The organism is Methanobrevibacter sp. (genome assembly GCF_045636185.1).
Taxonomy (GTDB): Archaea; Methanobacteriota; Methanobacteria; order Methanobacteriales; family Methanobacteriaceae; genus Methanocatella.
Genome location: NZ_JAZTXC010000023.1, coordinates 1 through 9,988 on the forward strand (window position 1 = coordinate 1; position 9,988 = coordinate 9,988).

Annotated in this window: 10 protein-coding genes and 1 tRNA gene; 5 read left to right on the forward strand and 6 right to left on the reverse strand. The window is 32.4% G+C overall.

What is annotated here, in order from left to right:
* Positions 1-241: 241 nt before the first annotated feature.
* Both prf1 and ACKI3Q_RS01860 read right to left on the reverse strand, forming a co-directional pair.
* The gene (gene prf1, locus ACKI3Q_RS01855) at positions 242-1,486 is read right to left on the reverse strand and encodes a peptide chain release factor aRF-1 (protein WP_407413723.1); all 1,245 of its coding nucleotides are present in this window, start codon (positions 1,484-1,486) and stop codon (positions 242-244) included.
* 84 nt (positions 1,487-1,570) lie between these two features.
* Complete coding sequence (locus ACKI3Q_RS01860; RefSeq protein ID WP_407413725.1) at positions 1,571-2,527, reverse strand: hypothetical protein; 957 nt, start codon at positions 2,525-2,527, stop codon at positions 1,571-1,573.
* Between the two features lie 92 nt (positions 2,528-2,619).
* On the opposite strand from ACKI3Q_RS01860, the gene ACKI3Q_RS01865 reads away from it, so the two are divergent.
* On the forward strand, positions 2,620-3,147 hold the full coding sequence (locus tag ACKI3Q_RS01865; RefSeq protein WP_407413727.1) for a zinc ribbon domain-containing protein: 528 nt from the start codon (positions 2,620-2,622) through the stop codon (positions 3,145-3,147).
* On the opposite strand, the gene rimI is transcribed toward ACKI3Q_RS01865, so the two are convergent.
* A complete protein-coding gene (rimI, locus tag ACKI3Q_RS01870) occupies positions 3,131-3,574 on the reverse strand; it encodes a ribosomal protein S18-alanine N-acetyltransferase (protein ID WP_407413729.1) in 444 nt (147 codons plus the stop codon). The two genes, ACKI3Q_RS01865 and rimI, sit on opposite strands and share 17 nt — an antisense overlap.
* Before the next feature lie 249 nt (positions 3,575-3,823).
* On the opposite strand from rimI, the gene queF reads away from it, so the two are divergent.
* The 4 genes from queF (at position 3,824) to cobK (ending at position 8,264) form a co-directional block, all read left to right on the forward strand.
* Positions 3,824-4,279, forward strand: a complete 456-nt coding sequence (gene queF, locus ACKI3Q_RS01875; protein ID WP_407413731.1) for a preQ(1) synthase — start codon at positions 3,824-3,826, stop codon at positions 4,277-4,279.
* 356 nt (positions 4,280-4,635) lie between these two features.
* Positions 4,636-5,028, forward strand: a complete 393-nt coding sequence (locus ACKI3Q_RS01880) for a UPF0146 family protein (protein WP_407413733.1) — start codon at positions 4,636-4,638, stop codon at positions 5,026-5,028.
* Positions 5,029-7,464 (forward strand): calcium-translocating P-type ATPase, PMCA-type, encoded by a 2,436-nt coding sequence (locus ACKI3Q_RS01885; RefSeq protein WP_407413735.1) that lies wholly within the window; start codon positions 5,029-5,031, stop codon positions 7,462-7,464.
* A complete protein-coding gene (gene cobK / locus ACKI3Q_RS01890) occupies positions 7,461-8,264 on the forward strand; it encodes a precorrin-6A reductase (RefSeq protein WP_407413737.1) in 804 nt (267 codons plus the stop codon). Before ACKI3Q_RS01885 ends, cobK begins: the two co-directional genes overlap by 4 nt.
* A gap of 25 nt (positions 8,265-8,289) precedes the next feature.
* On the opposite strand, the gene ACKI3Q_RS01895 is transcribed toward cobK, so the two are convergent.
* The 3 genes from ACKI3Q_RS01895 to tuf all read right to left on the reverse strand — a co-directional run.
* Positions 8,290-8,373: transfer RNA gene (locus tag ACKI3Q_RS01895), tRNA-Ser, on the reverse strand.
* Between the two features lie 41 nt (positions 8,374-8,414).
* Entirely contained in the window at positions 8,415-8,723 is a 309-nt protein-coding gene (gene rpsJ, locus ACKI3Q_RS01900) for a 30S ribosomal protein S10 (RefSeq protein WP_058739846.1), read from the reverse strand.
* A gap of 70 nt (positions 8,724-8,793) precedes the next feature.
* Positions 8,794-9,988 (reverse strand): translation elongation factor EF-1 subunit alpha (gene tuf, locus ACKI3Q_RS01905; RefSeq protein ID WP_407413739.1); only part of this gene is annotated, 1,195 nt, incomplete at its 5' end.

Sequence of the window (9,988 nt, forward strand, 5' to 3'; positions counted from 1 at the left end):
TTTCTTTTTTTTTAAAAAGAAATCAAATTTAATTAATATTTATTTGAAAAAATATATTAATTAATAGATGAATTTTATATACTATTCACAAATTACAAAAAAAATTAAATAAATTATAAAAAAGCATTATTTCCAAATTTATTTAACAAACTGGCAGAAACATGTCCGGCCAAAAAAAATCATTAAAATTCAAAGAAAAAAAAACTATAAAAAATAGAAAAGGAAGGATTAAAAAATAATCCTAATGTCCTACATAATATCTTAAGATTGCACCGATACCACCAAATGCACGGTAAAGCTGCATTCCTTCTTCAGTTTCGGTAGAAATAAATTCAACACTGGTATTCATTTCTTCAGCCAATTCAACAAAGTCATCAACTAAAAGTTCAGAGGATTCTTCTTTAAGAAGTTCATTACATTCAGGACAACGTTCTTCAAGTGAATCTGCTTCTGATTGGGTTTTTACAGTTATTCCAGTTTCATAACCGCAGCTGCCACATTTAAAAGTTTTACGCATTGATGACAATTCCTCAGACAAAAGTAAAGTATCCACAGCACCGATGATGAGATTGTTTCTGACTTCCTCCTCACCATAGGAGTATAGACCGTCATCTTTTCTAAGTTCACCTAAAAACTTTTGAATAACTTCTTTTTCGTGTATAACATCCAATTCATTTAAAAGATCAGTTGACTTATTAATAACTTCACGAATACCAAATTCACCAGTGTAAGAAGTATCTACAGTAGCAATAATCTTGTCTTTAATCTCATATTGAATATAATCTGCATCAACAAGGTCATTTTTGGTAAACCCTGGCCCACCAATAACAACAGCTTTTAAATCATCTTTTAGAGGTAAGAATTCATCGTTGATACGTTTTGCAATACGTTTTAAAAATTCACGAGCTTCATCTTCAATAACACGGTCAAACCTTCTTTGTGATTGTCCCCCAGCCTTATGCTTACCTGGAACACCACTGGTTAAATGGCCAACAATATTAATTTTTTTACCTTTCAAAGTTGCAATGGTAGCTTCTTTTCTGTCAACTACTGCCAGACCATAAGTATCCCTTTCTTCAATCATGTATTCAAGAGGCTCTAAGAAAAACTCATTATTACATTTATACCAGTAAGTTACAATAGGTTCAGGAGGCTCTAAAATATACTTTTCCATTTTTTCTGTACCCGGACCACCTTTAGGAATCATTCCAACGAATAAAACCAAACCGTGTTCAGGAGGTTGTTTATATAAACGAATACTCTGCAAAATAACCTCAATAGCTGATTGAACATTTTTCTTGGTTTGCTTGCTCTTAATGTTAGCACTTTGTCCAAGTTCATCCCGCATATGTTTACCAACATCACTTAATTGCTTATCTGGAGGAATATAAACTGAAACAAGTTCTGTACCTCTCCCTCTTTTTTGTGATAATTCTTTTAAAGTTTTTTTAAATTCATATAATTCTTTTGATGAGACATCTGACATAATAATCCCCTATAATAAAATTAATATAATATATAAAATTATATTATTACAAATATAAATAATTAATGAAAAAAGGGCTGTTTTTTAAGATAATTTCATTTTTCCATAATAATTAAATAATTCCTTTTCTTCATCAGGAATTGTTTCGATTTCAAGCAAATCCAAATCAGTTATTTCTTTTACTTCCCGAGCCAGACAGAGATAAGTATCAGGATACTCGTTATGGCCTAAAATATTCCAGACAATTAAATCATTAAAAATAAGTTCCAAATACCAGTCATAACCATCCAAAACAGTAGAATCATGATTTTTAGATTTATTATGATAACTTTCAAAAATCCATTCATAAACGCCATATTTCTCCAAAAGATTAAAAAGAATATCCAAATCAGCATTTTCCTTTTCAAAATAGCCTGCAATTTCATTGCCTTCAACATCAACTATAACACTGGGATGTGGAGTATCATATGGAAAAACTTCATAATGACCAAATTCGAGTGAAGTCAGTTTTAACTTATTGCCTTTTTTATCATAAATGCCGTCACGTTCAATATTGAAAAACAGATTGGTTACAATCTTTTCAAGATTGGCAATATTTAAAACATCAAAATTGAATAAGTCAAATAGCATCTTAGCAAAAGTTAACCATTCTTTTGGAAAATCATTTTTAATACAATATTCTTGATAATTATCATTGAAATATAAGTTAATATTGCATGAGTAGGTATTTTCCAGTTTTTCAAAATAAGAATAGCTTTCAGACTCGAAATTCTCAAATAATTTCAATCGGTCAAAATCCCCTCTGAACCTGTTGATTGATTTTTCATCCAGATTATGGATTTTGCTGGAAACACGAGTTTTTAAATCATTTAAAATTGGAGTCCATGAAGAATAGCTGGTTTCAAAGAACTGATCAGGATAAATCATCTCATTAATATTGAAATATGCATAACCTCTTGATAAATCAATTATAAAGCATTCATAATGCTTGTTTAATTTTTTAAAATTGAATCTTTGAGTAATTTCTATTTTTTCAAGCATTATATCCTCACACAATAATTAAATATTAATAGTATATTTGTAAATAAATACTTTTAAATTAAATTGATTACAAAATTTAAATAAGTGATAATATGGTTGAAAGAAGATGCCCTCAATGCCACTCAGTAAGCGATGATCAGTATGGATTTTGTATAAAATGTGGACATGAGTTTTCAAAAGTTGAAAAAAACCAATATCTCTGTCCATTGTGTGGCTTTGAAAATCCTGAAGAAGCAGACTTTTGTGTTAAATGCGGTAGTCCTTTAATTTTCAAACAGCAATTTGAAAATTCAGAAACTGCAATAGGCCCAATTATTATCCAAAAGAGAATTTCAAAAGGAGAAGAGGATATACCTCCAACTTCAACAGGAACAAAAATATTAATAGTATTGGGATACCTTTTCTCTATTTTAGGTGGCCTTTTAGGCCTTATCATTGCCATATATCTCATAAGCAGAAAAGATCCTGTTGCAAAAAGACACGGACGCATTCAGCTCGCAATATTCATATTCTATTTGGTGTTAATACTGATATTGATTTTGACTGGAGCAATAAGCGAAGAAACATTGATGCAGTATAGCCAAATGAACTTTACTAACTTAACTAATATGAAGTTATAATCGGCAGATACATTACTATAGCCCCATCACCACTATCATAATAGTTCGGAACAATCCTATCAACCTTAAAATTAAATTTCTTATAAAAATTATATGCACCGCAATTATTTTCATTGACTTCCAGATAAATGTTGGCTATATCAAACATCATTAAAACCTGAATGGCTTTTGACAGCAAACGGGTTCCCGCTTTCTGTCGCCTATAGTTCTTGTCTACAGCAAGAGAAATGATATGGCCCTGATTTTCATATTTTATCCAAAAAATAATATAGCCGACAACATATCCTTCATCTTCAGCCACTAAAAAACCTACACCCATATCATATAAACCTTTAAATGTATTAATTCCATATGACTGGTCAAAAGACATGTTTTCAATTTCAAAAACCCTTTTTAAATCCCCCGGTCTAAACTCACGAATTATCATCCAAATTAACTATATAATAAAAATTACTATTTACATTTTTCTGGCTTTACAGAAATCCTATTTGATTTGTGAAAAAAATTTTTAAAAAATTCTACTTTTCCTTATTTTAGATTTCTTGAAATAATTTGATTTTATGATTCAATTTTAAATTATACTAAAAAATTTTTGACGAAAAACTAAAAATCAATTGGCAAAATAAAAATAAAGGTTATAATCTTTAAAGTTTAAATCAAATAGTGAGGCGAATGTATGAAAGATAAGATTTTAAAAAATTCAAATGATGATAATATCCACGAATTTGATTGCCGTCTCGAATTATTGAATACATTCGAAAACAGTGCTTTAGGAACGGATTATTTCATAAAAATTAGTTACACTAAATTTAAATACCTTTGTCCACTTAAAGGTGTAGAAGACCTTGGGGAAATTCACATTAAATATATTCCAGACAAATACTGCCTTGAAGCAACATCTGTAAGACCATATTTCTATTCATTTGCAACCGTAACGATTTTTAATGAAGATATCACAAACACAATTATTAATGATTTAATTGAATTATTGGATCCTAATTATATAGAGGTTTTAGTGAAAGTTAATCCAAAAAATGGGCTATCCATGAATTCTTATGTCAATTATGGTAAAAAGGATAGCAAATATGAAAAGATGGCCTTAAAAAGATTGGAATCGAACGATGTTGAATGATGAAATCAGATATCTGTGTTGAAATCAATGATACTTACCAAATATCTTATCTCCAAAGTTTAATCGGTGATTGGAAGTTTTATTAGATGAAAATGAGGATTACTACAAAGCCATTTTTCTAAAAAAAATATAATAATAAATAGTAAAAAAAAGAAAATAGATTTAAGGTAAATATTCCTATATACTTATTGAGTTATTAAAAGATTTTTTAAATGTGTTTTTATCAATAGATTTCAATTTAGCGTTTTTAAAAATTAAAATTCACTCAGCATTTGTATTTAGAAAATTAATTATATCTAAGAGACACATGTGAAAAATGAAATTAAAAGTTAATTAAAAAGTTAGGTTTAGATTAAATGTGGCAAGATTTTGCAGAATATATCTTATTACAATGCGATAAAAATCCAACTAAAATATGTGAAGTAGCTATAGGCAAGTTCACGCAAGTTTATGATTATCTGAATATTCAGGAAAATGTCGACATAATAAAAACAGACATTTCTCCCGGTGATTCTGATGTAATCAAAGATGATATTACAAATCCTAATCTGAAATTATACGAAAATTTAGACATTATTTATTCAATTAGACCCCCAAGTGAATTGCAGCCATACATAATTGACTTGGCATTGAAAACAAATACGAAATTAATCATAAAACCTTTATTTAACGAAGACATAAATTCAAGAAGAGTCAAACTGAAATTAAAAAATTACAAAAAAGCAAGTTTTTATATATTAGGTGTGTAAATGAGTGATATCTTAACCAAACTACAAACTTCTGCCGATGGATTAACTGAAAGTGAAGTTCAAAAAAGGCAAGACACATACGGACTAAATGAACTTATAGAAAAAAAGCCTAAAAGCCCGATTAAACTATTTGTAGAGCAGTTTATTGATGTGCTGAATGGCCTTTTATTTGTAGCCTCAATCGCAGCATTTTTTGTTGGGGACATAATTGATTCTGTAGTCATATTACTTGCAATAATATTGAATGCAATTCTGGGATTTATCCAGGAATACCGTTCGCAAAAAGCTGTTGAAATGCTGAAAAGCTTTACTACACAAAAGGCAGTAGTCAGAAGAAACTCCAAAATACAGAAAATCGAATCCAAATACCTGACAATTGGAGATATCGTCCTTTTGGAAGAGGGGGATAAGATACCGGCAGACCTAATATTAATTGAATCCAACAACTTAAAAGTGGATGAATCATTTTTAACTGGTGAATCAGAACCTGCATCTAAATGCATTAATGATGAAGTCTATATGGACTCAAATATAATTTCCGGAAATGCGGAAGGAGTGGTAACAAAGATTGGAATGAAAACTGCAATCGGTGAAATTGCGGAAATGGTTCAGGAAGAAAGCGAAGAAACACCACTTCAAACCAAAGTATCAAAACTCGGAAAAGTATTGTCTTTAATATCTATCATAGTATGTGTTTTTGTTTTTATTTTGGAATTGACAAAAGGTATTCCTATTGTGGAAACATTTATGACTGCAGTTTCTCTTGCCGTTGCCGCAGTGCCTGAAGGACTGCCTGCAGTATTAACATTAACATTGGCATTGGGTATGCAGCAAATGGCCAAGTCAAATGCTATCGTTAAAAGATTACTTTCTGTAGAAACATTGGGATCATGTACAGTCATTTGCAGTGATAAAACAGGTACATTAACTGAAAACAAAATGACAGTACGGGAAGGATACTTTTTTAATGAAAGCAAAACTTCATTAATAGGAGTTTTATGCAATAATGCAGTACTGACCAATGATGAAATAATAGGTGATCCTACAGATGGAGCTATTTTAAAGTATTTTAAAGATAATGGAGATGATTATTCCGATTACAAAAGAGTTAATGAAATCCCACTTGACAGCAATCGTAAAATGATGAGTTGTGAATATACATCCAGTGGAGAAGATAATATCATATTGTCAAAAGGTGCGCCAGAAATCATTTTAGACAAATGTAAATACATAGATAACAATGAAAGTATTGAAATAATTACCCCAGAAATCAAGGAAAATGTATTGAAAAAGACAGGTGAAATGGCAAGTAAGGCCCTGAGAATAATTGGGTTTGCATACAAAACAAAAGATGAAGAAGAGGATGAGGAAAATCTGATATTTACAGGCCTTGTTGGAATGATTGATCCACCTAAGGAAGGTGCTGAAAAAGCAGTCAAAGACTGTCAGAATGCCGGAATAAAAGTAATAATGATTACGGGAGATTATGAAATAACTGCCAAGGCAATAGCCAGCGAACTTAATATATTAACAACAGGAAGAGTAATTACCGGCAGCGAACTTGAAGAGCTTAGCGATAAAGAATATCTGGAAATTGTAGAGGACATTGAAGTTTATGCGAGAGTAAAGCCAACACAAAAAATGAGAATAGTTGAAACATTGAAAAGTAAAGGAAACATCGTTTCAATGACCGGTGATGGGGTGAACGATGCTCCCGCACTTAAAAAAGCATCCATTGGTGTAGCAATGGGAAGTGGTACCGAAGTTGCACAGGAAGCGGCTGACATGATTATTCAGGACAATAATTTCGCAACAATAGTCAGAGCAATAGAGGAAGGAAGAAAAATCTATGACAATATCAAAAGATTTGTCAAATTCCAAGTATCAACAAATGTAGGTGCGATTTTAACAATAATAGGTACAAGCCTATTGAATTTACCTGTGCCGTTTACTCCAGTTCAGCTACTGTGGATTAATATAGTAATGGACGGACCTCCGGCACAAACGCTGGGAATGGAAGGTGCTGAAAAAAATATCATGAAAAGAAAACCTGAAACCGGCGATATTCTAAATAAAAAAGCAATCACAAGAATACTGGTCTCCGGTCTGGTAATGGCATTGGGTACAATAGCTATATTCTTTTACCAAACAGGCATTGCATCACAGACTAAAGCGATGACCGTTACATTTACCCTATTTGTAGTTTATCAACTTTTTAACGCATATAACTGCAAATCAAACTCTGAGGAATCCAGCAGGTACCTATTCCTGGGAATAATAATCTCATTAATACTGCAAATATTAATTGTTTATGTTCCACAGCTACAAATCATATTTAAAACGACAGCCATCGGGCTTGCTGACTGGATTATGATTGTAATTATTGCCTCTACAATAATAATCGTTGAAAAAATAATGAATAAAATGATAAAATGAAAAGGATAAACATAATTCTGTTGGGAGGAACAAAAGACTCCACAGAACTAATCAAACACTTGAAAAACAATTATAATACACATATTCTGACAACCACAACGACAGAATATGGATCAAAGCTAGCGCTTGAAGCAGGCAGTGACGATACGATTTCAAGACCTCTTTTAAAAGATGAAATTATTGGAATCATCAATAATTCCGACTTTGATTTGCTTATTGATGCAACACATCCATTTGCAGAACACATTACCCAGACAAGCGTAAGCGTTTCCAAAATATGCAGTATTGCATATGTCCGCTTTGAAAGACCACCACTTGATTTCAGTGATATTGATACAAGCCATATCATTTATGCAAAATCCTTTGAAAATGCAGGAGAGATAATAGCTGAACAGATACCTGAAGGCAACGTACTTCACTTTGCCGGCGCAAACACCATGGAAGAGGTATTGAAAAATGTTTCAAAGGACAGATTTTATCCGCGCATTTTAAAAGTTCAGAAATCCCTTGAAAAATGTGAGAAACTTGGAATTGAAAACGACCATATCATTGCCATGAAAGGTGCCGCCAGCTTGAAAGAAAACATGGATTTAATTGAAGAGTATGATGCAAGTGTCATGATAACAAAGGAAAGCGGTGAAATCGGAGGAGTTGTTGAAAAAATAGAAGCGGCAAATCAAAAAGATATATCTCTGATAATGATTAAACGACCAATCATCAAAGAATTGAATAAAAAAGACATTGTTTCTAATTTAGAAGAATTTGATAGAAAATTAGAAAAAATATTTGGTAAAAATTAATTAATTTTAAAAAAAAAAGTAAAAGCGCCGAGACTGAGATTTGAACTCAGGAGGAGAAAACTCCACGGGATTTCAAGTCCCGCGCCTTACCAGACTAGACTACCTCGGCTTTAGAATATAACAAGGAAATATTTAGAGAAATCTAAATATTTATCCTTTAAGTTCAATTTCAATACTTACATTGTCAGGAACATTGACTTTCATTACTTGTCTCATTGCACGTTCGTCAGCTCCGATACCGACTAAACGTTTGTGAATCCTAAGTTCCCATTTTTCCCAAGAAGCTTTACCTTCACCATCTGGTGATTTTCTTGTAGGTACTACTAATTTTTTAGTAGGTAATGGAATAGGACCTGATAAATCAACTCCAGTTCTTTCAGCAATATTTTTGAGTTGATCACAGACATATGCTAATTTTTCAGGATCAGTTCCTGTGAGTTTAATTCTTGCTTGATTCATTATAAGCCCCCAAAATACAAAAAAAGAAAAGAAAGTGTTAAGTTAAAAACTTAAACACAACCTTTCACACTTATTGTTTTTCAGTAATTTCAATACATAAACCAGCTGCAACAGTTTGACCCATATCTCTGATAGCAAATCTACCCATTTGTGGGATTTCTTTTGCGTTTTCGAGACACATTGGTTTAGTAGGTTTGATTTTAACAATAGCTGCATTACCAGTTTTTAAGAAATCAGGGTTTTCTTCGTCAACAGCACCAGTAGCAGGGTTTAATTTTTGCATTAATTCTAAGAAAGTACATGCTACTTGGGAAGTGTGACAGTGGAATACAGGGGTGTATCCAACGGTGATTACACCAGGGTGTTGTAAAACAACAATTTGTGCTTTGAATTCTCTTGCAACGGTAGGAGCAGCATCAGTGTGTCCAGCTACGTCTCCTCTTCTGATATCGTTTTTACCGACACCTCTTACGTTAAATCCGATGTTGTCACCAGGTTCAGCAATGTCGAATACTTCGTGGTGCATTTCGATAGATTTAACTTCTCCGGAAGCTCCAGCAGGTTGGAAGATAACGTTTTCACCTTTTTTCATTACACCGGTTTCAACTCTTCCTACAGGTACGGTACCTACACCAGTAATGGAGTAAACGTCTTGAATAGGAATTCTTAAAGGTAAGTCAGTAGGTTTTTCAGGTGGAGTTAATTTGTCTAATGCACTGATTAAGTCGTCTCCTTTGTACCATGGAGTGTTAGGAGATGCTTCGTTAATGTTGTCACCTTCAAATGCAGATAATGGAATGAAAGGTACTTCTGCAGGGTTGAAACCTACGGTTTTAATTAAGTTTGATACTTCTTCTTTTAATTCGTTGTATTTGTCTTCACTGTAATCTACTAAATCAATTTTGTTAATAGCTACGATTAATTGGTTGATACCTAAAGTTTTTGATAAGAACACGTGTTCTTTGGTTTGTGGCATTACACCGTCGTCAGCTGCAACAACTAATACACCTGCGTCTGCTTGGGAAGCACCAGTGATCATGTTTTTAACGAAGTCTCTGTGTCCTGGGCAGTCTACTACAGTGTAATCGTATTTTTTGGTGGAGAATTTTTGGTGAGCTAAATCGATAGTTACTCCTCTTTCTCTTTCTTCTCCTAATTTGTCCATAACAAATCTGAATTTGTTTTCTCCGTCATCTAATTGTTGTTCAGCGATTGCACCAGCTTTTAATAATAAGTGTCCAACTAAAGTGGATTTTCCGTGGTCA

What these genes read in the sequence shown, in the direction of transcription:
- prf1 (WP_407413723.1), bottom strand. Translation starts at nt 1,486, where the DNA reads ATGTCAGATGTCTCATCAAAAGAATTATATGAATTTAAAAAAACTTTA.
- ACKI3Q_RS01860 (WP_407413725.1), bottom strand. Translation starts at nt 2,527, where the DNA reads ATGCTTGAAAAAATAGAAATTACTCAAAGATTCAATTTTAAAAAATTA.
- ACKI3Q_RS01865 (WP_407413727.1), top strand. Translation starts at nt 2,620, where the DNA reads ATGGTTGAAAGAAGATGCCCTCAATGCCACTCAGTAAGCGATGATCAG.
- rimI (WP_407413729.1), bottom strand. Translation starts at nt 3,574, where the DNA reads ATGATAATTCGTGAGTTTAGACCGGGGGATTTAAAAAGGGTTTTTGAA.
- queF (WP_407413731.1), top strand. Translation starts at nt 3,824, where the DNA reads ATGAAAGATAAGATTTTAAAAAATTCAAATGATGATAATATCCACGAA.
- ACKI3Q_RS01880 (WP_407413733.1), top strand. Translation starts at nt 4,636, where the DNA reads ATGTGGCAAGATTTTGCAGAATATATCTTATTACAATGCGATAAAAAT.
- ACKI3Q_RS01885 (WP_407413735.1), top strand. Translation starts at nt 5,029, where the DNA reads ATGAGTGATATCTTAACCAAACTACAAACTTCTGCCGATGGATTAACT.
- cobK (WP_407413737.1), top strand. Translation starts at nt 7,461, where the DNA reads ATGAAAAGGATAAACATAATTCTGTTGGGAGGAACAAAAGACTCCACA.
- rpsJ (WP_058739846.1), bottom strand. Translation starts at nt 8,723, where the DNA reads ATGAATCAAGCAAGAATTAAACTCACAGGAACTGATCCTGAAAAATTA.